General features: G+C 42.5%; 22 protein-coding genes. 10 read left to right on the top strand and 12 right to left on the bottom strand.

Annotated elements, in window-relative coordinates; all coding sequences use genetic code 11:
* Positions 1-30: 30 nt before the first annotated feature.
* Both FFJ24_RS03610 and FFJ24_RS03605 read right to left on the bottom strand, forming a co-directional pair.
* Positions 31-669, bottom strand: coding sequence for a DUF6266 family protein (locus FFJ24_RS03610; RefSeq protein ID WP_138822641.1), 639 nt, complete (start codon positions 667-669; stop codon positions 31-33).
* 390 nt (positions 670-1,059) lie between these two features.
* Positions 1,060-1,338, bottom strand: a complete 279-nt coding sequence (locus FFJ24_RS03605; RefSeq protein WP_138822639.1) for a helix-turn-helix domain-containing protein — start codon at positions 1,336-1,338, stop codon at positions 1,060-1,062.
* Between the two features lie 981 nt (positions 1,339-2,319).
* On the opposite strand from FFJ24_RS03605, the gene FFJ24_RS03600 reads away from it, so the two are divergent.
* The 5 genes from FFJ24_RS03600 to FFJ24_RS03580 all read left to right on the top strand — a co-directional run bounded on the left by FFJ24_RS03600 (position 2,320) and on the right by FFJ24_RS03580 (position 7,792).
* A complete protein-coding gene (locus tag FFJ24_RS03600; RefSeq protein WP_138822637.1) occupies positions 2,320-2,898 on the top strand; it encodes a Crp/Fnr family transcriptional regulator in 579 nt (192 codons plus the stop codon).
* 131 nt (positions 2,899-3,029) lie between these two features.
* Positions 3,030-3,467: a MauE/DoxX family redox-associated membrane protein gene (locus FFJ24_RS03595; RefSeq protein ID WP_138822635.1), complete on the top strand. Its 438-nt coding sequence runs from the start codon at positions 3,030-3,032 to the stop codon at positions 3,465-3,467.
* Between the two features lie 119 nt (positions 3,468-3,586).
* On the top strand, positions 3,587-3,907 hold the full coding sequence (locus FFJ24_RS03590; protein ID WP_138822633.1) for a hypothetical protein: 321 nt from the start codon (positions 3,587-3,589) through the stop codon (positions 3,905-3,907).
* A gap of 601 nt (positions 3,908-4,508) precedes the next feature.
* On the top strand, positions 4,509-5,894 hold the full coding sequence (locus tag FFJ24_RS03585) for a lipase family protein (RefSeq protein ID WP_138822631.1): 1,386 nt from the start codon (positions 4,509-4,511) through the stop codon (positions 5,892-5,894).
* A gap of 23 nt (positions 5,895-5,917) precedes the next feature.
* A complete protein-coding gene (locus tag FFJ24_RS03580) occupies positions 5,918-7,792 on the top strand; it encodes an amidohydrolase (protein WP_138822629.1) in 1,875 nt (624 codons plus the stop codon).
* A gap of 260 nt (positions 7,793-8,052) precedes the next feature.
* On the opposite strand, the gene FFJ24_RS03575 is transcribed toward FFJ24_RS03580, so the two are convergent.
* The 3 genes from FFJ24_RS03575 to FFJ24_RS03565 all read right to left on the bottom strand — a co-directional run bounded on the left by FFJ24_RS03575 (position 8,053) and on the right by FFJ24_RS03565 (position 12,449).
* Positions 8,053-9,411 (bottom strand): RagB/SusD family nutrient uptake outer membrane protein, encoded by a 1,359-nt coding sequence (locus FFJ24_RS03575; RefSeq protein ID WP_138822627.1) that lies wholly within the window; start codon positions 9,409-9,411, stop codon positions 8,053-8,055.
* Between the two features lie 11 nt (positions 9,412-9,422).
* A complete protein-coding gene (locus tag FFJ24_RS03570) occupies positions 9,423-10,469 on the bottom strand; it encodes a hypothetical protein (RefSeq protein ID WP_138822625.1) in 1,047 nt (348 codons plus the stop codon).
* Positions 10,470-11,033: 564 nt separating this feature from the next.
* On the bottom strand, positions 11,034-12,449 hold the full coding sequence (locus FFJ24_RS03565) for a S41 family peptidase (protein WP_138822623.1): 1,416 nt from the start codon (positions 12,447-12,449) through the stop codon (positions 11,034-11,036).
* Positions 12,450-13,380: 931 nt separating this feature from the next.
* Here FFJ24_RS03565 and FFJ24_RS03560 point away from each other — a divergent pair.
* The 4 genes from FFJ24_RS03560 to FFJ24_RS03545 all read left to right on the top strand — a co-directional run bounded on the left by FFJ24_RS03560 (position 13,381) and on the right by FFJ24_RS03545 (position 17,997).
* Positions 13,381-14,616, top strand: coding sequence for a hypothetical protein (locus tag FFJ24_RS03560; protein ID WP_138822621.1), 1,236 nt, complete (start codon positions 13,381-13,383; stop codon positions 14,614-14,616).
* Positions 14,591-15,124, top strand: a complete 534-nt coding sequence (locus tag FFJ24_RS03555) for a hypothetical protein (RefSeq protein ID WP_138822619.1) — start codon at positions 14,591-14,593, stop codon at positions 15,122-15,124. Before FFJ24_RS03560 ends, FFJ24_RS03555 begins: the two co-directional genes overlap by 26 nt.
* A gap of 306 nt (positions 15,125-15,430) precedes the next feature.
* Positions 15,431-15,715, top strand: a complete 285-nt coding sequence (locus FFJ24_RS03550) for a hypothetical protein (protein WP_138822617.1) — start codon at positions 15,431-15,433, stop codon at positions 15,713-15,715.
* A gap of 659 nt (positions 15,716-16,374) precedes the next feature.
* Positions 16,375-17,997: an ATP-binding protein gene (locus tag FFJ24_RS03545; protein WP_138822615.1), complete on the top strand. Its 1,623-nt coding sequence runs from the start codon at positions 16,375-16,377 to the stop codon at positions 17,995-17,997.
* 9 nt (positions 17,998-18,006) lie between these two features.
* Here the strand turns inward: FFJ24_RS03545 and FFJ24_RS03540 are convergent, their stop codons facing one another.
* Positions 18,007-18,369 carry a response regulator transcription factor gene (locus FFJ24_RS03540; RefSeq protein ID WP_138821362.1) on the bottom strand — a complete coding sequence of 121 codons (363 nt, stop codon included), beginning with the start codon at positions 18,367-18,369 and terminating at the stop codon, positions 18,007-18,009.
* A 110-nt stretch (positions 18,370-18,479) separates the two neighbouring features.
* On the opposite strand from FFJ24_RS03540, the gene FFJ24_RS03535 reads away from it, so the two are divergent.
* Positions 18,480-18,857, top strand: coding sequence for a hypothetical protein (locus tag FFJ24_RS03535; protein WP_138822613.1), 378 nt, complete (start codon positions 18,480-18,482; stop codon positions 18,855-18,857).
* Between the two features lie 268 nt (positions 18,858-19,125).
* Here the strand turns inward: FFJ24_RS03535 and FFJ24_RS03530 are convergent, their stop codons facing one another.
* The 6 genes from FFJ24_RS03530 to FFJ24_RS03505 all read right to left on the bottom strand — a co-directional run bounded on the left by FFJ24_RS03530 (position 19,126) and on the right by FFJ24_RS03505 (position 25,259).
* Positions 19,126-19,392 carry a DUF3253 domain-containing protein gene (locus FFJ24_RS03530; protein ID WP_138822611.1) on the bottom strand — a complete coding sequence of 89 codons (267 nt, stop codon included), beginning with the start codon at positions 19,390-19,392 and terminating at the stop codon, positions 19,126-19,128.
* A 102-nt stretch (positions 19,393-19,494) separates the two neighbouring features.
* The gene (locus FFJ24_RS03525; RefSeq protein WP_138822609.1) at positions 19,495-19,947 is read right to left on the bottom strand and encodes a GNAT family N-acetyltransferase; all 453 of its coding nucleotides are present in this window, start codon (positions 19,945-19,947) and stop codon (positions 19,495-19,497) included.
* 330 nt (positions 19,948-20,277) lie between these two features.
* Positions 20,278-20,991: a DUF3891 family protein gene (locus FFJ24_RS03520; protein WP_168202375.1), complete on the bottom strand. Its 714-nt coding sequence runs from the start codon at positions 20,989-20,991 to the stop codon at positions 20,278-20,280.
* Between the two features lie 83 nt (positions 20,992-21,074).
* A complete protein-coding gene (locus FFJ24_RS03515; protein WP_138822605.1) occupies positions 21,075-22,604 on the bottom strand; it encodes a DEAD/DEAH box helicase in 1,530 nt (509 codons plus the stop codon).
* A gap of 577 nt (positions 22,605-23,181) precedes the next feature.
* A complete protein-coding gene (locus tag FFJ24_RS03510; RefSeq protein ID WP_138822603.1) occupies positions 23,182-23,733 on the bottom strand; it encodes a hypothetical protein in 552 nt (183 codons plus the stop codon).
* A 686-nt stretch (positions 23,734-24,419) separates the two neighbouring features.
* Positions 24,420-25,259, bottom strand: a complete 840-nt coding sequence (locus tag FFJ24_RS03505) for an AraC family transcriptional regulator (protein ID WP_210419450.1) — start codon at positions 25,257-25,259, stop codon at positions 24,420-24,422.
* Between the last annotated feature and the right edge of the window lie 227 nt (positions 25,260-25,486).

Here is a 25,486-nt window from a genome sequence, read left to right as displayed (position 1 = left end):
CTGCATGGCTTGGGCGGGTGATTAATTAAACTAAGGGATGGTATAGGTACCCAGGTACTGGCTGTTTGCCACGGCAGTGGCATCGCGTTTTACTGCAAAAGCCCATCCGTGAAAAACATCGCCACTAAAGCCGGCGCCAATTGCCGCGGTGTAAGTTGCTGCGGCGCGCTGCGCGTCTTCGTACACCAGGTACATGCTTTTGGTAGCGTTAAAAAGCACTACGGTAAGCGAGTCATCAGTAAAAGAATTGTAGCGGTTTAAAATGCTCTGCCAGTTCAGGATCAGATCTGCCCCTTGCAGGCTTGCATTAAGGCCATGAAAAACCGAGAGTGAACCTTTGCTCATCACCACCTGCGAAAAATCGATTACAAAATCCGGGTAGCTGCCACCGATCGCCTGGTTTAAGAAGATTTTTACCGCTGCATTGTAACCTGTAATCTTGTTCAGCTGTTTGTCTTTAAAGCCAATGTTTAAAATGTCTTTAATAGGGCTCAGGTAGAGCGGGGCTAGGGCAAATTTGCTGCGTTGCGCCAACTGGGGTTGAGTACTGGGTTTAGTGCTTTTTTTCGGTAAACCCCTCAGGTAATCGATACTGCGCCAGTTGCTGCCAATTACACTGCCTACCTTGCCCGAGAATGCGCCATTTGCGCCTTTTGAATACGTTGCCATAATTTTTGTTTTTTTAAGTGAAAAAATGTTTGTTTAAAAGGATTTCTGTTTATACCGGTATCTTTAAATCCATGCTCCAAACGTAGCACCCTGGCAGTATTAGTGCCTCATTTTGAGCTAAAATGAGCTAAATTGAGCCAATTTGTGGGGGTAGTGAGCTAAAATGGGCCGCCACAATTAGCCCATAGTGTACTAACCGGGGGAGCTTGTGGCGGCCAGCTTAAGGGCAGCATCACCATAACGAGTGTAGCTGATCGGCTGAAACAGTCTCTGGCTTTACCTTTTAGGTAACCAAAAGGTAAAGCCAGGGTAACCAAAGGGTAAACCAGGGGTAACCATGGGGTTAACCTGGTAGCAAGAAAGGGTAAACAACAGGTAAAGAAAGGGTAATCAGATACGGCCTTTTCGCTGGCTTTCCAGGTAGGCGGCCAACAGATCTTTCACGTAAAAACGATCGCCACCAGGTAGTTTTATAGGCTTTAACGAGCCATCTTTTACCTTACGTTTGTAGGTGCTTTCGCTAATGTTCAGGTAATCTTTAACCTGCTGGCGGGTAAGCTGCTCATTAGGGTCGCCAAAGAGGTCGATAAAGGTAAAGGTGAGTTGTTCTTTGTTGAGTACGAGGTAAATATTGTACATTACCTGTACCAGTGCGTCAAGGTTATTCATAAGGCGTAAAATTTAAGACACGAAACCATTTTGCGAAAGGGTGATGAAGCTTTCCGCAACCAGATCCGGAAGCGGTTTCTGTGCTGTTATTCAGGTGGTTAAACCCATGGTACTGAAGCGGCTGAAATTGGTTAGAAAATGTGGTTTTTACCTGTAAATTTTAGCGCCAAACAACACCAAAAGCTGTTTAACATTCCCAATAATATTAAAGTTAATGGTAGATATGTAAATTCAAAATTCACTGCGGGGCAAGTTGCCCCAAAGTTATGGGTAGCCCCGGCTGAGGAAGATGAGCCCGAGGTTGAAAATGATACAGGCCACCCGCTGGGGGCGCCTTGGCCGTGCATAAACGAGAAATTTATGCACTTTGGTAAATAACTCAATTGATAGGGATGAAAAAGCAACTGGTGTTAGTTTTTCCATCATTTGTATATTTAATCAGTAAATAAAGACATCATAATATTACGTCTTTTGCCATGTATAACGATAACTTATATCGAATCGTATATTAAAAACTGCGATCCTTTACAGCCAGGCGGGTTTAATGTCAAAAGAAACGGAACATTAAAAATTTGAGCATGGCAAAAAAACAGCTTATTCAGGCAAATAAAACAATTTAGCCAACGCCTGTTAAGTTAACTGAAGGTTGCCCGGGTAGCAAGCCCGGCACATTAAAAAAAAATTCACCCATCAACCCCACCAGCCGGCATAACATTCAATCTTGTTAACACATAGCTGCCTAAATATCCATTTCCCTGTATCTGTTTCAACCAGCCAAATTCCCGTTACTGCTAACCCCTCTCGTTTAATTGCCACAAAGAATATTTTCAGCATAAAAAACAGAAACAAGGTCCATTAAATTTACTTAGCAATTTTATCAAAAACAATTACTTCCCAGGTTTGGTCAGGGTTGCCCGGGGTTGCTAAGCCAGCAACTTGACGACTGCACGAAAGCTTCTTTCTTTGCCCTAAAAATATATTATGGAAAATGAAAGCTATTTTAAAAAAATTGAATGTTACTTAAAACCCTCTTATGGGCTAAAATGTTATCTGAACTATTCTCTCCATGAGCGCACGTTCAATAAGAAACAAGCCGTTAAGGTGTCTGAGTTATTCAGCTCTTCCCTAATCTTCATCAGTAAAGGTACATTAAGGCTATACGCTGTTAAAGAAGAAGAGGAAACGACCATCCTGTTCTGGCAAAAAGACCGGCTTCTTACCTCACTATTAACGCTGGGTGAATATACGGGAAAAGAAATTTACGCAGAATTTCTGGAAGATTCTGCCATTATCGCATATAGAGAAATACATACCGGCAACCTTTACAATATATTCCCTCAATACCGGGAGCTCATCAACAAACTATACCAGGAGCAGATCTCAGATTTGATCCTGCACGCAGAATCCCTGGCACATTTAACTGCCAACGCCCGTTTCAATAACCTGATGAAATTGAAACCAGAACTGTTTAACCTCTGCGAACTCAAAGTAATTGCAAATTATTTAGGCATCCATCCAAAAGTTTTGAGCCGATTAAGGGCAAAAGCGGTAAAAAGGTAACATTTATTGCCTCAATTCCATTATGAATTTGTCAATCGGTAACTTATATGGCCTTCACTTAGCCTAAACTGAACCGAACTTTATACAGGATTTAAAGGATAGTAAATATCTCCGTTATAAATGATCAGGTCATGAAAGTAAGTTTAAATAAAAGCGCATATTATACAGGTTACCTCCTGTTGGTTATTTTATGGGGCACTACCGCTGCAAGTAAACTTGGTAACCTTAACGAATTTAAAACCGAACTGGCCAAACAGGTTTTCCCAGCACCATTTTCTGCATTTCTGCTTATTGCGGTACCAGGCTCAGAAGTTGTTGCAGCGGCCTTACTCGCCTTTAACAAAACCAGGTTATATGGCCTTATTGCATCGCTCCTGTTAATCACTGCTTTTACCGTCTACATCGCTCTCATCCTGGCAGGCTATTTCAGCAAAGTGCCCTGTAGCTGTGGCGGTGTACTAAAAACGCTTGGCTGGAGAACTCACCTCATTTTTAACCTCGTATTTACCGCAATAACGATAACTACCTTAATTATTCACCTAAAGCGGGAGGCATGTGACAAAGAGTAATCACCACAATGGATACCGGTCATATCCGACATGAAAATCAACCGATCGCCAGACCACAGCACCAGATCAATTCTTTAACCCTCCCTATAAAAACAAGGGAGAACATTAAACTAAATACCATGTTAAAAAAAATCAACTTAGGCCTTGTAGCCCTCGTATTGGGGTTCGGTCTTATCTTTACAACCAGTGCGTTTACAGGTAAAAGAACACAGACCTGGAGGTTTAACGGATCATCAACCGCAGATGTAACCGATTATACCAAATACGTGCTTAATGGTACACCTTCCGAAAACTGTCAGACCGTTGAGGCTGCTTTACCCTGCGAAATCATAGTAGACCAGGACATTGATCAGCCCGCCGAACTTCAAAGTTTTATGGCAGGCAAAACCTATTCGGAAATCCAGGATGATTATGCACATAATTATCAACCTCTACCTTAACTAAAAAAGAAGCTGTCTCCAAATATAAGAGACAGCTTTTTTGTGTTTAAATAAATCCCTTAGTCCGATAAATAATGACGAATCTAGTTGACTGGAAGTCTTTTTCTTTGAGTGCGGTGGAGGCCTTTACAACGTTTGGATTTTCTGCACGGCAGGAAATGCGCCAACCCGCCCGGAAATCTATCAACAGCTATCTACCTTTAATAATGAAAGCCTAATGGTTTTCCATTGATATCCTTTCTGTGTAAAACCGGTTATTTTGGAGCCGGTTTGACATCTTTTCCCGATTTGAGGAGTCCATAAGAAATTATTGAATATCCGGCCTTAAACGTACATCAAAATCTAACATTCAATTTGTAGTTTTACGACCACAATACTTAATTATAAGTATTTTAATATTTTGTAGTATTAAGCATTTTAAAATATTCTTAAAATTTGTAAATTTACCTTATTAGTAACGTTTTCAACACAGTTTATGTTTCGGTCAGGATCCGGATCGCAGACAACTGACTTTTATGCCAGTTATCAGAGCAAAAGCTTTAGTTGATATCGTGCTGTGTCAATTGTTCAAAAATTTCAATCTATCAATTCCATTAAACTTATGGGAAACCCATCTCTTGATGCTTATCAGCAGGTATTTGGCCTTGCATGCATCGCTAACCGGGCGGGCGGTTACAACGGCACCGGTAGTGAGTTACAGCTGCAACTGCAGTATGACTTATCTTTTTATTTAAATAATGTTCCCCCCGTTAAAGTGATGGGGCAAACAGCCCCTTCAGTCGCCGATTCATCGGTTACCCCGATACTGGGTGACTGGAACCTGGTATGGGGCCCGGCACTCATCGAAGAGACTGATCAGAAAGAAAAGCCAACCGGAGTTGCCGATAATGCGCTGTTTGTCGCGCAGTGCGACGCTGTAGCTTACCCGGGCGGCCCGACTTTACCAACTTACGTTGTAGCTGTGGCAGCAACTAATCCCGCCTCACTTTATGATTGGGAAACCGAAGATTTTTCGGTGGCAGAAGTAGTGAACTGGACAAATTACAACCCCGTTCTTTTCAAGCCATCGGCTTATAACGGAACCGACCCCTATATCTCTAATGGAACTGCAACCGGTATCAAAATCTTGCTTTCACTCACCAGTCCCCCTACAGCCGCATCACCAGGCACCACACTCGAAGAGTTTATTGCCAGTTTACAACCCGGGCCGCAGAGCGCGATCGTATTCTGCGGACATAGCCTGGCGGGTGCGCTCTCACCAACGCTGGCCCTCTATTTAAAACAACATAACCAACTGGATGCCTTTGGAGTGTCATTAGTTTATCCCACAGCAGGGCCTACACCCGGAGAAAGCGCATTTGCCAATCTATTTAACAATACATTTCCCCCGCTTCCGGAAGGGTGGACAGCACAGAGCGGCGATTACCAGAGCTGGAATACGATGCACTGGAATACACTCGATGTTGTGCCGCATGCCTGGCACCAAACCGACCTGCAGCAAATTGCACAGATCTACGGGCAATCGCCTAATTTACTGACCAGAAGTACGTTGAATACCCTTCAGCGACTGGTGCTTAAAAGAGCTGCAACATCAGGCGCAAACTATACCAGGATACAGAACCAATCGTTGCCAGGCACACTTCAGCATGCAGATCAATCTTCACCTACCATTAACACGCCGCCAAAAACAATGAAAGATTATATTACTCAACTCTTCCTTCAGCATGTTAGTCTGTATTCAGGTATCCCTGCACAGCCGGGCAGCCCGGCCGTACAGGGACTTATTCTGCCACAACCACTGCCTCAGCCGGTGTACCCCCCAGGTAAAGCGTTACTTCCCGGGGTCAAAAAAGTTACAAGTCTGGAGTTAATCATCAGGATTATGGAGCAGATCCTGGCCTGGATTGCATCTTATGCTACTTCGCTAGATGGCACACTACCAAAAGAAAACTCAAAAAACAGTTCCAATAAAAGCAAAATAGATTAAAAAACAGATAACTCTTCCTGGCAATGATAAAAACAGATCATCACCATCCGCATGCGTGCACCTGCGGCTGCAAAAACCCAATAGTCGAAATCTTAAAGCATAAGCTTTTCAGTAAGGAACATATTGAAAAGCTGACCGCTCATCTGTCAAAAAGCAAGCCGCCTGCAGCAACGCCGGAAGCGATTCTCTATTCCGGAGGAACGATCAGGCCCATGGCTAACGGAGATGCCGGCGTTGTGGAGTCAATCGGTATGGCTCAGGGCTTTATAGTAGCATGCGGTTCTTATGCGCAGGTAAAGGCTGCTATGGATGCCAAATACAAAGATGCTTACCAAAGTATCGTGCTGGATAAGGCCCAAACCCTAATCCCTGGAATGTTTGAACCGCATGTTCATACCGTATTTTCGGGCATGATGGCCTCATGGATAGACATAAGCCCCTTTGAAGGACAGGACTTGCGGAAAGTATATACTAAAAAGTGGATAGCAGATACCCTGTCTGCCGCTCACGAAGCCTCCTCCGATGTGGTATTACTGGCCACAGGACTCGACCCGGCGCTTATTCAGCCCCAAAGCGGAAAAAACTTTTCGGAGATTGACAACGTGTTCCTGGATAACGTGAGCAAAGATACACCGATACTTATCATGAGCGCATCAGGCCATACGCTATATGCCAATTCTGCGGCCCTTCGCGCCATCTACAATGCCCAGAAAGGGCAGCCTGCAATGCACGACTATACCAGTGCTGATGATTATATCGCCAAAACGCATGGATGGTTGGAGGAGGAGCCCATGATGATGCCTGCGATAAATACCTATCAGGATGCAATAGCACATAAATCGCTTGATATTGTCTCCAATATGGATGCATTTTTCCATCAGGCCAGTGCAAGAGGGGTAACCTCGATGTACGATGCACTGATTAACCAGATGTATGTGCCTTATCTTGAAGAATACCTGGAGGCCAGACGGCTACCTGTACGCCTGGGCGGGGCCCTATACTGCGAAACACTGAAGGCTGCGCAGGCTTTACCACCTTACCGGCAGCCCGATTATTATCTGGATCTTTACCTGGGCCATGTAAAAATTGTATCCGATGGATCTAATCAGGGACTAACCGGATATCAGTCCGAACCTTATTCGGTAATACTTGAAAAGGATCACGCATGTGGTATATTCAACTTTTCAGATCCGGTGGCTTATCAACAGGTGGTTGATGAGGTAATACTGGAAAAAGGCTGGCCCATTATGATCCATGCAAATGGAAATCTGGCTATAACAGATACCATCGCAGCCTTCCGCAGCGCATTAGAAAAATATAAGGGGCCTGAACTGCGCAACCGGATTGAGCACTGTTCGCTGCTGGAGCAAAGTGGCATCAATGAAATGGAAGCATTGAATATTTCGCCCAGTTTTTTGATTGGCCACGTGGGGTATTGGGGCGATGTATTTGAAAAAGTTATATTCGAAGGACAGCATTTGCCAGCGCACAATGCTCCTAAGGTATTTTCCCTGGACCGCTGTAAATCGGCAGCTGAAAAGCTGCGCATCTCCCTTCATAGCGACCACACCGTTACCCCGCTTGGTCCTTTAAGGATGATGGAACAAGCTATTACACGAGTGATGGAAGCGAGCGAAAATGCATGGCCGTTAAATGTGCTCAATACCGAAGAACAGCTTACCAATGAACAGGCACTGAAAGCAGTAACTTATGATGCTGCCTGGCAGTGTTATGCCGATAGCTGGGCAGGAAGTCTTGAGGCAGGAAAATTTGCCGATTTTGTAATCCTGGAAAAGGACCCTGTAACTATGCCCCGAAAAGATTGCAGCATGAACATGCGGAATATTAAAGTGCTGGAAACCTGGCTGGGCGGGGTAAAGGTTTATGCCGGCAATTGAGCATAAACTCCGCACGTTTTAGCATGCCCCTGCAGGCTTACGATAGACCTGCAAGGTATCGTAAGCCTGAATTTAACGGCGGGTTTTTAAACCGAAATTTTGGGTGAGGCTGTCTCATAAATTGTAATGCTATTGAATTTATTACGTTTAGCTTAGCCTGTGCTGAGCTTGACGAAGGATCGAAACTCCTCGTAAGACATTTAAAACGGGGCTTCGACAAGCTCAGGATTACAATTCTACATTATGAGACAGCCTCGTTTTTACCTCACATTTTGCGGTATCCGGCTAAGGGCAATAATATCTTCAGGAATTTCCAACGCGTATTTAGGATCATTTGGGGCAAGGCTGTAATTTTTGCCGTTCAACACCCTTGAAAGTGAAATGTTTTCGCCCTCCAGGTTCAACCGCTTTAAATCAATCCACCTCAAGCCCCTCATTACCAATTCTTTTCTTCTTTCCGTCAGTATAAGCTTTAAAACCGATGGAACGGATGTTACGGTATAGGGGGTAAAACTGTTCTTCACATATCTGTTAACCAACAGCGTATTCAAATCATCTATTGCGGCAGCCAGGTTGCCGGCCCTGGCCGAGCATTCTGACCTGATTAACAGTTGCTCATCAGTTGTAATCCCTGATGATATGGATGCTGCCCCGCTAAAACTGCCCTTCCAGCCAAAACTTCCATTATTGTTATTCCGGAAATAGATCTGTTTCCTCAGGTCATTTGGCTCGTACATATTGTACAGTTCGGGAACAATCCTGGCCCTGGTATTTCCCATGATCTGTAAAATCTTTGAGGTAGACTCATAAATCACTTCGCTTGAGAAGCGGTCTACAGGATAGGACTTTGAGGGAAACAGGTTGTTAAAATCAATCAATGCCGTTTTTACCTTCAAACACGAATCCGAATAATTAAACGCGCGGTCATATTCGCGCATAGACAAAAACACCCTGGCAAGGTAACCGAAAGCCGCCTGCTGGCAGGGCCTTGTCGGGTGGATTAACTTAGGGGAAAGCAGCCTGGCCGACCTCGTTAAATCATCTATTGCCTTCGCGTAGCTTTTTTGTACACTGCTCCTTTCAGAAGGCTCATTGAAATCTGTGGTTTCCCTCAATACAACCCCGTGGTCTGTACCAGCTGTGGCCACCTGGTAACCCAACGACCATATCTGGAGCGCATTAAAAACCGATTTCCCCCTGAAAAAATAGGCCTGCCCCATAATATCATCATAAACCGAAGCATTTTGAGAAGTTCGCTCAATCGACGCAATTTTCTCCAGAACGGTATTACTCAGGTAGATTAAACTGTAAATTACCGACCAGTCGTTAGCATCTGCCCCTTTTTCAAACAAGTGGTCTTTTTCCCAGGTATATTTCCGCTGTTCGGTCTGGTAAAGCAAACTGTTAAAATCAGCATCTGCCACATAGTAATCATCTGCACTGATTTCACCGGAAATCGGGTCGGCAGCTGCAGTGATGTTCACATTGTTAAGCAGAGCCTGCAGATCAGCTAAATTTTGCGGTACAGACAGCTTTTTATCCGGTTTCTCATCCAGGAATTTTTTACAGCCAACCAGGCAGCATACGGCCAACAGACCGATAATCATTATATTTTTCATGTTATTATTTTTTAGAGCCCCATCCTAAAGCCGGCCGAAAATGTTTTAGCCGGCGCTACCGTTGTTAAGTTATTTCCATAATCAGGATCAATACCCTCTTTATTTGCCTTCCATACAAGGCCCAGGTTTGAGGCAACACAAAATACGGTGCCCGATCTGATCAATCCCTTCGGCACCCTGAAGGTGTAATTCAAATTGATGTACTGAAACCGTACATGGTCGCCTTTTGAGATCAATACTTCAGCACCTTTATAAAAATTATCCCTCGCCACAGCATTTGGGTATACCAATGAAGGAACATTTGTAAAGTTTTCATCACCCGGGTTTTGCCATCTTTTAGAAAAATCGCTGTGGGCGGCCAGGCCGGCAAACATGGTATTGTAGGTTATTGAGTTCCGCCTGAAATAATAACCGGCCTTAAAACTCAGCTGGATATTCAGCTCAAAACGCCGGTAGGAAAAGGTATTCCTGAAAAGCCCAAATGCGGTAGGCAATGCCGAGCCGAAATATACCAGATCTGATAGTTGTGTAGAACTACCTGTTAAGGCGCTATAGTTCTTGGTAACCTGGTTATTTAAAATACCCTGCGGATCTCCGGTTGCCGGATCGAGCCCTGCCCATTTGTACCCGAACACCGAATATACCGGGCTGCCGATAATCCCCGATATGGGCGGGCTGCCCGGGTTACCCACCAGGGTGCTTCCCTGTACATTGGAAATAAAATAAGCGGTAATCTGATCATGGTAGAGACTCACACTCAGATCGGTGCCCCACTTAAAGCTCCTGTCGATATTTTTCGACTGCAATTGAATTTCATATCCGGTACCCTTCATACCGGCCACATTTTTCAGAATTGATGCACCAACGCCTCCAGAATAGTCTAAAAGCGCGTTGCCAAACAATTTTTTACCGTTTTTTCTGTAGTACTCAACCGTTCCCGAAATGCGGCCGTTAAAAAGCGTAAAATCCAACCCGGCATTAAACATGCCCAGGCTTTCCCACTGAAGCTCCGGATTGGCGTAATTACTGAACCTGGCCGAGGGGGTACCCTTTCCCAATATTGAGGTTCAGTCAAACCCCAAAATCGGATGGAAAAACAGCAACAAACTGCAGACCCGCTCCACTTGCAGCACAGTTCCGCACAATACCCAAAAACGACAGACAGGCGGAAGCAGAAAAAGCACCTTTCGGGCGGAGTCATTAAGGTGCAAGGGTGTGGTTCTATACTGCCTGACAAATAAGCCGGCAATCAGAAGACCATTAAATTTAACATTAACAGCTTTTATCAATAGCTGCGTTAGCGGGTGTAGCGGCATCCTCCCAAAGGGAAATACAGCGGAAGACGCGACTCTTCAGGGACACGCCCAAAAAAATACCATCGTCTTATATTTGCCCGGAATAAGGTTAGTTTTTTTGTAAATCCCCTCGCGCCTGTCTGCTCACTTGCAGCTATTGATCATACGAAAGATCTTTTTTAGATGACTCCTTAAGATCATTATACCAAACCAAATTTCCTATTTTTTCTAGTACAGCGTTAACCTGATCCGATACGTACCCGCAGAAAAATCAGGTTCAGATCGGCATGCACCGCCTCAGTTTCCCAAAGTGTAGCACCTTTAAACCTATCGCCCGCTAATGTTTTTCTCAATATCCTTCAACACCCAATCCAATTCTAAATCTCTAACTGACAAATAATCTTCCATCTGGTAAGTAACCGGAACATCCGGCATCAGACCTCTACCATCAATACTAGTAAGGTCACCAAAAAAAGCGGGAAGCGTTCCGTAACGGAGTAACAGTTGACTCGCAGGTAAGGTAAGGCTTTTCAGCGTCAACGCAGTCCATACATTTTTACTGCCGCCGGTCTCTTCACCAACAAACGTTACATTTTTCAAAGTTTTCAAATTCGCAGCGAGTAAGCTGCCAGCTGAAAAAGTACCTCCGTCAATCAATACGTAGACTTTACCCTTAAATGTAAATTGATGAGGCATGATCAACTCGAAGGCTGATCCGGATATTTTATCCACCCAAACCCTTATTTTCTGATTATTATACAGCTGTTTCTGCTTTTTTATTTCTTCAGGGAGCCTGTAGAAATATCTAGGCGAGTCGATCAGGTGACTATAAAACCTCGCCGGCCAAACTAAATTTCCGCCTGGATTACCCCTTAAATCGATGACCAGTGTCTTTAACTTACGCTTTTCTATGTCTGCAAAAATATCCTGATAACCTGCATACTCCGGTCCAATATTAAAATGGCGTAGTTTAATATAGGCGATATTGCTGTCAACAGTTAACCGTCTATACTCCGTACTCGGCAGCATCGCAACGCCAGTACTATCAAAGCCCTTCTTCTGCTGTGCCTCCAACTTAATTTCCCTGGGATTTCCTGATGATTTCAGTGAAATATCAAGACGCTTGTTGTCCGGAAACAAAAAGCGGTAACGCTCTGCAAATAATCCACTATGGTTCATCAGATATCTCTTGAAAGTGGTATTGTAACCATCTGCAGTGATGTAGCCGTTCAAGCTATCAATCAGCCTTGCAGCGGAAACACTATTGATGCTCAAAATCTCAGTACCCTTTAAAATGGCAGGATCGGCAGATATATTTTTGGCGATAAACAACCTGTTCCCCGTAACATAGTACTCGAACTGATAAATAGGATGCTGCAATAACGGTTTTTTCAAGATGGCAATATCCTGAGGCGTCAGTTTCGCATGATCCAACTCAATCTTCAGGTGACCATCACCTATACTGCTGATCACATGCAATAACTTTACATACAAGGCAATCGGCGTAAGTGGCTTAACAATTGTTTTTCTTAAACTATCAAACTTGTAATCAAGCTTTTTCTTACTGATGTACAAATATAAATTTGGATGTTCTCTTTTCAGTGTGGTTTGTACGAGATCAATATCTTTCTTAAAAGCAGATGGCTGATATAATTGCTTAGTCATCTGGTCCAGATGCTGCGCATTTAAAGGGCTTGTAGCACCAAAAAATAATATAAAAAAGGCAAGAGCTAAAAATTTCATATCGCTAATATAAACCAATCAGACATAATCTTAAAACTATATCAAGGGTTTAAAAGATCCTTTCCTACAACCGTTGCAGCCCATCCAGCTGAGTATCATCCTTACCACCTTGTCAAGTCCTGAATCGCCTTGCTACTATTGCCGAAACCGCTAATAGGTGACGGCGTAAATTTCGGCAAATGTGGTTCCTCCCCACTTTTGGTGATAAGTTCAATGGTCGCAAAATCGTCCAAAAAAATACATACGAAAGTTAGACCAGATGAACATTTTTCCAGCTAAAGTGATCTACAATTAGAAGAACTTGAAAATTCTAATAAACGAAAGAAAAGCATATCTATATCTCAATTTTATTTTTCATCACAGTACTCCTATTCTCTTGCTGGCAAAACGAAAATAAAAAAGCCCATTTTATAAAGGATAGTTTAATCAAAGCCACGGAAGGAATCGCGATAGGCAAAGCAAAATTTGGAATATCTGAAAAGAATTTAACCAATTGTATCCAGACTCACTTGTAGATTTAGACGGAAATCTATACGACGTTAACACACACTTTGACAGTTCAAAAGCATTGAATATGGTTTCTTAATAATTTTTTTATCCTAAAAGTCTATCTTTCCTTTTTCAACAAAGATCGTACGAAAATAATCGGTAGGAACGGAGAATACCTCATTAAAATATTAAAATTTTAATACATCCGCGCCAGGTATTTCTGAGGTTTTTCGTTTCAAATTAAAATTTAGCAATCTTTAAATCGGATTTTACTTAGCATTTGCGATTTTAATTGCATCTTTATTAAGACTAGTCACCAGTTCTCAAATCTAAATCAACTTATGAAAAAAAACACGCTCTTTCAAAGCATTATATATCAGCTCTGATATTATTGCTAACAACATCAGTTATCGTATATTCCTGTAAAAAGGACAACAGATCCATGCCGGAAGAAAAACAAGAGACCGAATTACTAAAACAGTGGTTCTTACAGAATAAAATAAGCTATAGCCGCTTTGAGGGGATGGAGCCCTTATGGGAAACCATTTTTGTAAACAATCAGGACAAAGACAAAACAGTTTATGAGCTCCAGCTTTCCAACCCAAAAAATATTTACCAAAAAATAGATGGCAAGGAAAAAAATCAGGCTAAACCTGATAAGAATTTCCGGTTGCTAATATTCAGGGAAAAGGTTACCGGGGAGATCGCCTATGCCTGTTATATGTCCATAATAGGCGATGCCTTGGGACAGGAGGACTTAAGTAGCATCCATTATAAACAGCCGGGTAGCCTGAGTGGTAAAATTATCTTTTTTGAATTGGATGGTACTCTCTCAAACGGTTGGGAGTATAGCAAAGGATCTGCTGTAAAAAGATTACGCAGCATCCATACGGTATCCAATGAGGATACTAAGTTGATGTCACTGCCCGGCTTCAAGAACAGCAGAAACATACAATCGGATATAAACATAAATAATCTAAAAGTGATGGTACCACCCCCATTGGCCTGCCCTATATATTCACCTGTTTACGGTAGTACATGCGTAGGTGTTGACGGCTATATGGAGTGTACTCCTTATATCGCCTATTATGTCTGTGCGGATCCCGATAACCCAGTAGTTGGCGAATATGATGGTTATGGAACAACACATGGTGGTGGTTCTGGAGGAGGATCTTCTCCAACAGCTACAAAATTAGATTTATCGTTATTTGATAGACTTCAGTACCCTGAACTTGGGAAAATTATCGATGGTTTATACAAGAAAGTTAAGGACGACCCAAAGCTTATGGCTTCTCTAAAAAAGTTCACTAACCTTAGCGAAGATAAAATTTTGGAAAACCTTAAATCAGGGCAAGGCCCAAAATTGTATGTCGAAGATAATCCAAATCGCGCAGGTGGATATGATCCTGCGACAAATAAAATGTATATATCTAAACATGTCATAACATCCACGGCCAATAATGTTTTTAGTGTTCAATCTTATTCTACAGCTCTTGAGCTTTATATGGCTGTTTCTATACTTCATGAATTTGTACACTTTGGAGAGCACACAACCCAAATTTTCTTGCCACACGAGGGCAGTTTCAATGACGCAGGCTTTCAATGGGAAAACAATATGTATGGTGGATCTTTGAACTTTAATTATCTTACAGGTGAAATTACATATAAAAAACTTTAAATTATTTGCACTAATCTTACCTCTATTGTTAGGTAGTTGCCGGAGCGGCTTCAAAAAAAAAGATCAGATAGCGACAACATTCCTTAATAGTTACATTAAAGAAAAAAACAAGGCCTTTTTGCCTGTTATATGGAGCGCAACTCCAAATATAGATTTCCAGCGTTGTCTATTAAATTTCACTGACAGTTTAGAGATATTTGGCTTTACAGATCAGGATATTGAAGATGCGAAAAAAATTGAAATAAGCCTTAAAACAAAAGCGCCTATATTACTTCATAACGAGATTCCTCATATTAAACAGCCAAACTCATGGAATCTGTTCATCAAAAAATATCCTAATGGGTTTTATGAAGTGAGCACTCCCGTTATCAACGAAACTTTAGATAGAATAATTATTTCAATCAATTACTATTGCAATGATCGTTGTGGGTGGGGCAAAACAGAAATCTACAAAAAGACAACTAATGGCTGGAAACTAGTCCGAGTAATTTGTACTGTGGTAAGCTAACAATTGGGATTAATTGATGGGGATGTAGGTAATTGGTCAATTTTAAATGGAAAGTTACTATTGTGGATAAGCCGCTATCAATTGACCCCGTCTCACAGAAAAAGCGAGATTTTTAATGGCTTCAGCACTTTGCAGATCAATGTGTTTAGCAATCAGGTTAATAACATTTGTACCTCTTACATGATGTACAATTTTATGTTTCACAAGCATTTACACGCGCTATTGTTGATTTTTCGATCTCCTTTTTGAATTTTGCATTTTCATCCAATAAAGCCTGGACAGAAGCCGACAAAGCTATGCAATATTTTGATCAACAGGTACCGCTACCTTAGCAGCTGGTTTCCGGAATTGAAATGGAACCGTACTGAAATATACCGCCGTTCGGCAGATTTTGAAAATAACAGTCCATACGTTCTTAATGAGCAAGACCTCACCATAGACCCGCTATGGCATGGTTACCTAGGCGGACATGCTGGCATTTTAAAGGCATTTTGTTACTGGCACCTGAGCCTTTACCTGCAGAAACATAATCCTAACGTTCCGGATATTGCGAATAAACTTATTAAACCCGCACGCAGAAACAGCCTGTAGAACCAGCGCAAATTCTGGAACAGGGTTATAGACCATACCGGGCCACTGGATTGTATATACACGAGAAGAAAACTTGCACATGGCAACTTTGCCGTTGAACATTTCAGCCGATATTAACCTTATCACGGGGTGATGAAAAAGCGACACTTGGTGTGGCACAAAATAAACGTACGCAGGTACGGGAGGAGGTGAACGAGAAAGCTAAAGATGCTTTTCATGTGGGCAGGAATTTTAAATAAAAATTGGACAAGGAACCGTAGAATAAATAGCGTAGCGCTTATACCGCGAATTCCTTTTACGCAGCCCTAAATCAGAACAGCTATTTGGTAAACAGGTATTTTTCATTTTTTATGGGCAGGAGAAAAACCAGACCATAAATTTTTGCGTATAATTGCAATGTAGGGGGTGAGAGTCCTACATCCGGCGAAAGCCTGAGAGCGTTAATTTAGATTGGGGTAACCATTAATTTGGTTATCCCTTTTTTTAAGAACCAGAACCAGCCTCTCTCCCACTATCCCAATGTCATTAAGTTAAGGTTTTTAACCACAGATGCATACAACCAATGCCCAGCTTATTTTTGGCAGTAAATAAAGACTTTGATTTGATGATTATCTTTTGAAAAAATCTTGTTTTTATATAACTTATACCAAATTTAGAAAGTGAACACCTACAAGCACGCTATAGACAACCTTTTCCCTGATGATGACGACCAGCGGGTTGCAGCATTGGGGCGATACCAGGTTTTTAACGATGAACCTGAACCGGTATTCGATAGAATTTGCGAACTGGCCTGTAATATGTTTAATGTTCCGATTGCTCACATATCATTCCTGGATGAGGAGAGTGAGTTGGTTAAATCCAGTATGGGGCTGGGTGAACAGGTTATCAGAGTTGACCGATCGATGAGCCTTTGTGCCATCACGGTATTAAATGGCAGTTCGACCGTTATTCCCAATGCCCTGATGGACGAAAGGCTTGCCGGGCACCCGTATGTTTACGGAGAATTTGGGCTTAGGGCTTATGCCGGCGCGCCTATTATAAGTAACGACGGCTATATCGTTGGGACGATGTGCCTGGTTAGCCGTGAGGTACGCGATTTTACAGGGCATGAAGTAAGTTTGCTGGAAGGATTGGCGAGAATTGTTGCCGAGCAGCTGGAACTTAGACTGGAAAACCTGGAACACAATAATCGGCAAAAGTCTATTCAGGATAGGCTCATGGCCAGCGAAGCCCGCCTGCGTTGTATTTTAGATACCATGGCCGACGGGGTATGCATTGTTGATGAAAACGGGACCACCACCTACATCAACCAGATGGCCGGGCAGATTTTCGGCGTAAATCTGTTGCAAATGCAAAACCGATCATATAACGACTCGCTTTGGATAAATCTTCGCCTTGATGGATCAGTGCTCCCCATTGATGAGCATCCCATGTACACTATGCTTAAAACAGCTGCACCGGTTTACGACCGGGAAATTGGCGTCGCCAGACCTGAAAAGGATACTTTTTACATTTCGGTTAACGCCGTACCTTTGTTCAGCGACCAGAATGAACTTTCAGGCGGGGTCTGCACCTTTATTGATGTGACCGCGAGGCGGAAACTCATGAAGGAAAAAGATGATTTCATCAGTATCGCCAGCCATGAACTAAAAACACCTATTACAAGCCTGGGCGCATCGCTGCAGTTAATAAAAAAAATGAAAGACAATCTTTCTTCGCCAATGGTCCCCAAGCTTATCGAGTTGGCAAATGAAAGTATGGAGCGGCTCAATAGTCTGGTCGGAAATCTGCTCGACGCGAACAATATCAATATTGGAGCCCTAAGACTGAACAGCAAGGCTTTCAGTATTTATGAAATGATTGATGCATGCTGCAGGCAATTGCGGATAGCTGGCGAGTACCGGCTGATGATAACTGGTGATTGCAGCCTGCGGATGTATGCCGACCAGGAAAGGATAAGCCAGGTGGTGATTAACCTCATCAACAATGCTGTTAAATATGCGCCAGAGTCTAAGGTTATCGAAATCAATATTTCTACGCAGGATGGAATGGCAAAGATTTCTGTGGCGGACCAGGGAGAGGGCATCGACATTGAAAAGATACCCTATCTTTTTGACCGGTATTACCGCGCAGATTACAAAAGCCTTCACTATTCCGGCCTGGGACTGGGCTTATACATCAGTGCAGACATTATACGAAGACATGGGGGCGAAATCGGTGTGGAATCGGTACCGGGCCAGGGCGCCTGCTTTTGGTTCACTGCTCCTTTATCCGATCAATAAAAAGATTCATTAGCCTTTAAGCAGCATTGCTATTTTTTCAGTGAGCTTGTAGATATCGAAGGGTTTTGCGATAAAATGCTTTTCGCCGGGCCAGTTTGAGACTTCAGCAACATTGGTATGGGCGCTCATGATCAGAACAGGAATGTGTGCGGTTATGGGGTCGTTAGTTAATGCAGCCCTAACTTCGAGGCCATTGCCATCGGGTAACATAATATCCAGCAAGTAAAGATCTGGTACCCCGCCTGCTTTCCCTGCATTAAATCTGCTCACATCGGCGAAGCAGCTTACCTGGTAACCTTCCATTTCGAGCACCATTTGAACAATTTCACTAATTTCTTTATCATCCTCCAGGACGTATATTCTTTTCGCCATACGGTCAATCACTATTTTGCTTTAGCCGGGCGGTTTTAAAAAGGCACCATTTCATGGTTATAAAAATATAATTATAATTCAAACTGACCAAACTTTTGAAATAAAGGAATATGAATACCTGCTATGATCTAATGTTGCTGTTTCAGAAAGCTGGAAGTTCATCGCCATTATCACAGGCAGCAGTAAATCAAACCGTCTTAAGCAGTATTTGGGCAGTCGGCTCACGAAAAAACCTCTCATCAGCAGTATTTATCTCCATACCCATTTTGGCTATTCTCCCGATTATGATACTTTTTTTAGCTGTTTATCTTCCAGATTTTCAGTCAGGTCTTTCGACTATTCCCAGCAGCACGGCACATACATTGGATATTATAATAGGGAGTTTGATTATAGGCATTCAGGTAACAGATACTGGCCCTTTCTATTTCAGCGATAGTGTTGATCAGCTCGCTCTGGATCTCATTTACAGGTTACAGCTACTGGTTTAACGGAAAGATTACTGTATTGACTTTTGGAACACCTCATGCGGTGTATGCTTTGAAAAATTCCCGTTGGTGCAGGCCAGTTATTTCAAACATGCAAACAATCCAAAAATAGGGATCTGATCAGTGAATATCCCGATAAATGGGATAAACCTGGTGAAGCAATAGAAGTATTCAAAGCGAAAGGATTAAAAATCACTGCTCTTTATGCAAAAAAATTAAGATGGAAAAACTGCTTAACCAGCCTCTCTGTAATAAACAACACTGCAATGGATTAAACCATTTTGATCCGTATAGGTCCCTTGATCCTGTCAATGTCAACAGGTTTCCCTTTTTGGGTGATGACAACCCTGCCCTGTTTATGCAGATCAATAGCCACATCGCGCACCGCTTTCATTTGGTTTCGCCATTCTTGCGGAAATAACAGGCGGGCGATTTCGGATGGGCAGGTGCTCTTACCGGGCCCGCGTTCTGTAGCGAGGGATAAAATGGTGTTTTGGATATCAGCCTGCTTTGTTTGATGAGATATGGGTATTTTCATTTTAGCATCTATAAGTGCAATAGGATATATTATGACATTTTGATTCCTTTTTATCCGCGAATGGCACTATCTCAAGTGATGCAATAAACCGCGCTTGCCATTTTAATCCTTTTCGCAATGCTGTCTCAGCTGTTTAGGCCCCTGGGGCCATATATACGCCGTAGTCTGCTTTTTCCACCCGAGGGTCTTGTAGAAACGATCGGCTCCAGGGGCAGCACTAAGGTTAACAAAATGATAATTTTCCAACTGGCTGTTCAGCGCCATAACCAGGTATCTGCCCAGTCCCTGGCCCTGATAGGCTGGGTCTACCACTACATCTGCCAGCATGGCATAATACCTTCCATCACCTATAACCCTGCCGAAAGCGATGATCATTTCCCCCTCATAGATAAAAAGCGTGGAGGTGCTCATTTTGAAAGCTTTTTCTATCTCTCCGGCTAAGCGGTGTTTCCAGTTAATCTCCTGAAAAAGTTGGAGTACACGTTGCCAATTGATGCTGGTTAAATCCGGATTTACCTGATAATTGTATGCAGGATGTTTTTCTGGTAATGTCATTTTTAGGTGCGGAATACTGTGGAAGGATAAAATGAACTCTTATGATTGCGTCTAAATAACGGGCTGTAAAAGTAATGGTAAAATTTATGGATTAAGGGCATTAACTAACGGCATAACGCAACTATGGGATAACGCTTTGGAACGGCCGCTGTGCGGTCATCACGTGATAAAGCAACCATTATCCCGGCAATAAATGTAGCCAGCATCAGGCAGATCAACAGCCACTCAAAAGCATCTAATTTTCTCATCACTATTAATAACCGTCCTTAGCGGGCTAAAGTTTTTAAAAACAGCTTATGCTGATCAGATTGAAGAAATACCAAAGCGGGATCATTCTCTCGAGATGATCAGCTTTCGAAGTTCAAGCCCCGCATTACGCAGGGCCGTTCTAAATGCCTCATCGTTTTCGAAACCAATTTCATTCAAAGTAAGCCGCTCGTAACATACTTCAAAAGTATCGACCTCAAAAGGCCATGGTGTAACAATAAGCTGTTGCCCCCGCTGAAAAAACCGGACAGATTTGCCGCTTGGACCTTTACTAATTTCAAGAAGGCGTTCCTCAGGCGGAATCTGGTCCTGGCAGATGAGCAGTGAAAAAGCATCACAGAATTCGAGTAAAGCATAAGCGCGGTCTACCTCGCCGGTGCTGCTCTGCGCTTCCCTGATCCATTTCTTTTCAAGCTTTTTAAGCTCCGTAAGGTAAGGCCTGGCCGAAGCTTCATCACCATGGGTAAAAGAAATATGCCTTGAAAAAAGCAGCGCAATGAAACGGCTCTTACTGATGGCATTATCCATCATTTCCCTGCAGGCCGATTCATCAAAACCTGTCATTTTGAAATCGAGGGGTCCGCCCCTATCTGATAACAGCGGCCCACGGACAAATTCGTTAAAAACATCGTCGTGCCCGGTGGTAGCGGTGAGGGTTTCTACCCAGCGCTGTGGCTGATCGGAGATTTTCCATCTGGCACAGATCTGCCCGGCCAAAAGGCCATGAGCCCTTTGGGTGATGATTTCCCATCCGCTGTTGCAATAATTAACAATCAAGATCTTTCCTCCCTGTAAACTTAAGGCCTGTCCTTTTCAGATCAGGCTTTTCGATAGCTGTTTCCATCAATCCCTGCTTTAGATTAAACTGCTGCGCGCATTGCTGCCCGCCTAGACATTATTTTCTCGATCAGGCTGTGCAAACGGCTCCGGTAGTCGCTGCCCAACCACTTGATATAGTTTTTGGTTACCGAGCCCAGGCATTTGCCGTATTGTTTTATCCTCCAGTCGATTTCTTTATCGAGTTCCTGTACCAATTCAAATGCATTGCTCACCGTATCAGCATTGTCAGTGCACATCATTGCATGTTGCCTGATGGAATCGCGGAGTACGGTCCTTGCTTTTTCCCCTTTCTCCATTGCTGTTTGATAGGCCGCGAGTACATCGAATGATATCCCCGTGCTGTTGGGGAACCTGTTCCTCATTTCGGCAGGCATCTGGTGGAGATCATCACTGGCCTTTGCCAGGATCTGGTGATAGATTTCGGGGTTTTCAAATACATGCTGCCAGTTTACCGGTGCATCCCATTCTCCAAACCTTTCTACATTATTGCCAAGGTCTATAATATTAAAAGTTTTTTTACCGGGCAAACGCCTGGCTCCCCTGCCGATCATCTGGTGATAAAGCGTAAGTGAGGTGGTGGCACGGTTCAGGATAACCGACTGCACAGACGGTTCATCAAAACCAGTAGTTAATATGGATACTGATGTTAATATCGCTCCCTTTGTTTTTTTAAACCATTTTAATATTTCAACCCGTTCTGCATTTTCTGTCTGGTTATCCAGGTGGCGTATGGGGTAACCGGCCTGCTGAAAAACTTCCAGTACCTTCCTTGAGGTAAATATACCGTTATTGAAAATCAATGTCTTTTTCCCGAGCGCATGTTCCCTGTAAGCATGAATCAGAAGATCGAGCATTACTTTGGAGGAATATAACTCATCGGAGCTGCTCACCGTAAAATCGCCGTGAATGCCCCTGTTGAGCGTGTTGAGTTCTACCTCATAGCCAAAACTTTTTGGCTTTGCCAAAAAGCCCTGTTCGATCAGTGAATTTATCTGCTCTCCAAGCACCAGTTCACTGTAAAAGCTTTTCATAGGCAATGCTGCATCTGCCGAAAAAGGGGTGGCCGTTACCCCGATTATCCTGGCACCCGGAAATTTTTTAAGCAGTTTATGGAATGAATTGTGATGGGCCTCATCTACAATCACAAGGCCTACCTCTCCGGTATCAATCAGACCATCATCGATCCTGTGTTTAAGGGTTTCGACCATGGCTACATAACAATAATAATAATCTTTTTTGGCTATCCTTTTAACTTTGCTGTCTACTACTTTATTAAAAACGCCTGTATTTTTCAGTGCCAGCGAAGTCTGTTTGCATAACTCCTGCCGGTGGGTCAGCACGATTACTTTCTTTCCGTATTGCTTTATAAAACGATCGGCAATTTCAGAAAAGATAACTGTTTTACCACCACCTGTAGGTAACTGGTAGAGCAAGCGCAGCTGATCAGCCCCGGTCTGCATTTTTTCAAACAGGGTTTCGATTGCATACTGCTGATAGGGATATAATTTTTTTGCTGGTCCATGCGCAGCCGTGGGAGATAAAATCTGCATGGTGTTACAACCACTGAAACTGGCTGAAAGTTTTAAGACAGGAAGGGATCATAAAAATCTTTATTTATAAACAGCATTGCCGGATAAGGGATAAACCCTGTAACCTGCAAAGGGAGTGAGACCGAAATGTTCGCGCTTCATTGTAAGAGGGTAAATTAGGCAGGCCATTAAACCACGGCATTAACGTGGTGAAATAACCAGAGCACCAAAATAAATACAACCAAATAAAATCTTAACCCAAGTGTAAGGAAACAGATTCGGTACTTTACCAGAAGAAAAAGATACGGTTGATGGCCCGACCTGCAGCGGCAGACAAATAAATCCAATAACCCCTATTACATTAACCTAACCTAAAACAGATACCAGCAGCGGTACCAATAGAACAGCCGGACTTAAATCAGCTTACCTAATTTTCGACAACTTTACTGAAATATATAAATTCGGAACATTAGTTTTTATATGGCCTAGCCCAAGGTAAAGCGCATCGTGTTACTTAAAAATGTCCGTTGAGGGTTTCTGGTAAGATCAGCCATATTTAATCCAAATGCATCGCACCTGGATTAAACCATTACTTATTTTATTGGCCCCAGTTTACCTGGATATTGTTTTGTTGGGCGTAGGCTTTACCTTTTTCCATTAAGGCATTAAAGTTTTGCTCAAAACGGGCGCCATATTTCTGGTCGATGTTTTTAATAATTTCGTCTTTGGCACTTTGGCTGCCTTTACTATCGCACAATTTAGCGTAAGCAAGATATTCGTTTTTATAAACAGGGATAACGAGCTCATATAATTGCTGGGAGAGCGCTTTAATTTCTTTTTCTTCTTCTCCTGAAGCTGAAAGTTTTTTCACTTTTTCGAGCGATTGTTCGAGGTATAGTATTTTGTTATTGAGGCTAACTGCAGCTTCGTCACCTTTCTTTTTACTGGATGGAATATCGGGATACTCTTTCGTTTCATCGTTAATATGGCGGGCCAGATCTGCGCTCGCAAAATCGTTGATCATATTGGTGTTAAGGATGGCGATGTCGAAGAAACGTTGAGGGGTTTCTGAGCAGGCAGAGAAAAAAAGAGTAATGAGGACTAAAATAGTGAGTCTTGATTTTTGGGATAGTGCTTGTAAATTGTTCATGATCTAAATGGGGTTTCCTTATTAATTTAAGCTTTGCTTGGAGCAAAGATTGAGCCGTTTTTGAGTTTGGAGTGGGTTAGCCGTCTTTAGCCGATTTGATACAATTAACAGATTAAACAATCCAGAGTCCTAATTCGATTAAACAATTCCAGTTAACCATATTAAACAATCCTATTCTTTAAACTAAACACCTCTCCCTGATGAATCCCCGCTAACTGCTGCACTGCCATTTTGCTCCGTTGACCGGTTTGGCAATAACAACCTTGCGTGCATGTCCGACTATCTGTTGGCGCAGAATCCCGAAAAGATAGTCGTTAAATTTGAGCACATGGGATAATTGGTCATTCAGTAGGATGGGTTTTTATTTCCAAAATAGGCGGTTGTATAACCAGCTACCTATTTAAACTTTCAGCGCCAACATTATTTAAATATAATGAATATTTGCTGCAGGCAAATGTGCAAATGAATACAAATTACTAAATAATATGATAACTATTCAATGAAACAGCTTTACGAAACAATTGATCCAGTCAACTGGAACTTTACGGTGCTACATGTTCATGCGAAAGGTGTTAAAAAAATCTTTTCGAGCGAAATTTGCTTAACGGTTCGCGGAACAAAAAGCCGTTGATTGCCGTTGATGAAATCAGCTTTGAACAGGAAATCTCACCATCACCCGAGTTTAATTAATCTTTTTTTTGATAACCCAAAGGTGTTGTACCTGTGAGGCTCTTAAAGGTTCTATGAAAACTAGTGAAAGATATGAAACCGCTCTCATAACAGATTTCCTTCACGCTCAGCCTGCCTTCAGTAAGAAGCTGGCATGCCTGCCCAATCCGGACTTCGTTTAAGAATTGTATGTAAGTTTTTCCGCTGGCTTTTTTAAAAAGCCTGCAAAAAGATTTAGGTCTCAAATTTGCAAAACCGGCGATTTTCCCTATGTCGATTTTTCTTTTATGATTTCTCATCGTATAATCATATATAGATTCTAATCTATTTATACTGGCCTGCGGTAAATGTGGCTGAAAGCCCATTGTGGTAAGCTTTCTAGCTTCTTTACAGGCCGAAATTTCAGAAAGACAATCTATTAGAAGAGAAATCCGCTTAGAACCTGATGAACTTACCAACTGAGAAATTAATAATCCTAAATTTGCTTTTTGCTTTCCCAGAACCTGAAGTCCATGCTTGCAAAATTCGAGCATTCTTCTAATTTCCTGGAATTCTGGTAGCCCCAGTAAAACATCGCCCCAAAAATTCTCATTGAAGTGGACAACATATATTTCAACAGCAGCACCACTATCGCTATCTAAGTATTTTTTTGAAAACTGCCAATAATGTGGCAAATTACTCCCCAGCAAAACGACATCGCCGTCTCTAAATTGTTTTACGCTGTCACCAACAAACTGTGTGCCATTGCCTCGTTTGAAATAAACCAATTCCAGCTCATTATGACAATGCCAATGGCTATTAACATTGGGCTGGGTATCTAATCTGGCACTAAATGAATGGAATAAACCATTTGACAAATTTAAAACCTTTGGCTTCATTAACTACAAACGTTTAAAATTATAACTGTAATAAATGGTGGTTAATGAGCAGGTCAGATAAAGTTAAACTTAAGCCTGTAAAGTACATTATCTTATTCGAGGTCTATTGAATGGATAACTATCCCATATTCTTTAAAAAACGCCATCCCCTTAGGAATGACGCTCATTAAACTAACCTAATTTCTGTCCTGCACAATAAATTGAAT

Origin of the sequence: Pedobacter sp. KBS0701 (genome assembly GCF_005938645.2) — a bacterium.
GTDB lineage: Bacteria > Bacteroidota > Bacteroidia > Sphingobacteriales > Sphingobacteriaceae > Pedobacter.
The sequence above is the reverse complement of the archived record's forward strand: the minus strand, read 5'-3'. Positions and strand labels throughout refer to the sequence as shown.

Coding starts and splice junctions, on each gene's coding strand:
- FFJ24_RS03575 (WP_138822627.1), bottom strand. CDS start 9,411: ATGAAAAATATAATGATTATCGGTCTGTTGGCCGTATGCTGCCTGGTT.
- FFJ24_RS03580 (WP_138822629.1), top strand. CDS start 5,918: ATGATAAAAACAGATCATCACCATCCGCATGCGTGCACCTGCGGCTGC.
- FFJ24_RS03530 (WP_138822611.1), bottom strand. CDS start 19,392: ATGAAAATACCCATATCTCATCAAACAAAGCAGGCTGATATCCAAAAC.
- FFJ24_RS03515 (WP_138822605.1), bottom strand. CDS start 22,604: ATGCAGATTTTATCTCCCACGGCTGCGCATGGACCAGCAAAAAAATTA.
- FFJ24_RS03585 (WP_138822631.1), top strand. CDS start 4,509: ATGGGAAACCCATCTCTTGATGCTTATCAGCAGGTATTTGGCCTTGCA.
- FFJ24_RS03590 (WP_138822633.1), top strand. CDS start 3,587: ATGTTAAAAAAAATCAACTTAGGCCTTGTAGCCCTCGTATTGGGGTTC.
- FFJ24_RS03610 (WP_138822641.1), bottom strand. CDS start 669: ATGGCAACGTATTCAAAAGGCGCAAATGGCGCATTCTCGGGCAAGGTA.
- FFJ24_RS03605 (WP_138822639.1), bottom strand. CDS start 1,338: ATGAATAACCTTGACGCACTGGTACAGGTAATGTACAATATTTACCTC.
- FFJ24_RS03595 (WP_138822635.1), top strand. CDS start 3,030: ATGAAAGTAAGTTTAAATAAAAGCGCATATTATACAGGTTACCTCCTG.
- FFJ24_RS03535 (WP_138822613.1), top strand. CDS start 18,480: ATGAATACCTGCTATGATCTAATGTTGCTGTTTCAGAAAGCTGGAAGT.
- FFJ24_RS03525 (WP_138822609.1), bottom strand. CDS start 19,947: ATGACATTACCAGAAAAACATCCTGCATACAATTATCAGGTAAATCCG.
- FFJ24_RS03565 (WP_138822623.1), bottom strand. CDS start 12,449: ATGAAATTTTTAGCTCTTGCCTTTTTTATATTATTTTTTGGTGCTACA.
- FFJ24_RS03510 (WP_138822603.1), bottom strand. CDS start 23,733: ATGAACAATTTACAAGCACTATCCCAAAAATCAAGACTCACTATTTTA.
- FFJ24_RS03560 (WP_138822621.1), top strand. CDS start 13,381: ATGCCGGAAGAAAAACAAGAGACCGAATTACTAAAACAGTGGTTCTTA.
- FFJ24_RS03600 (WP_138822637.1), top strand. CDS start 2,320: ATGGAAAATGAAAGCTATTTTAAAAAAATTGAATGTTACTTAAAACCC.
- FFJ24_RS03540 (WP_138821362.1), bottom strand. CDS start 18,369: ATGGCGAAAAGAATATACGTCCTGGAGGATGATAAAGAAATTAGTGAA.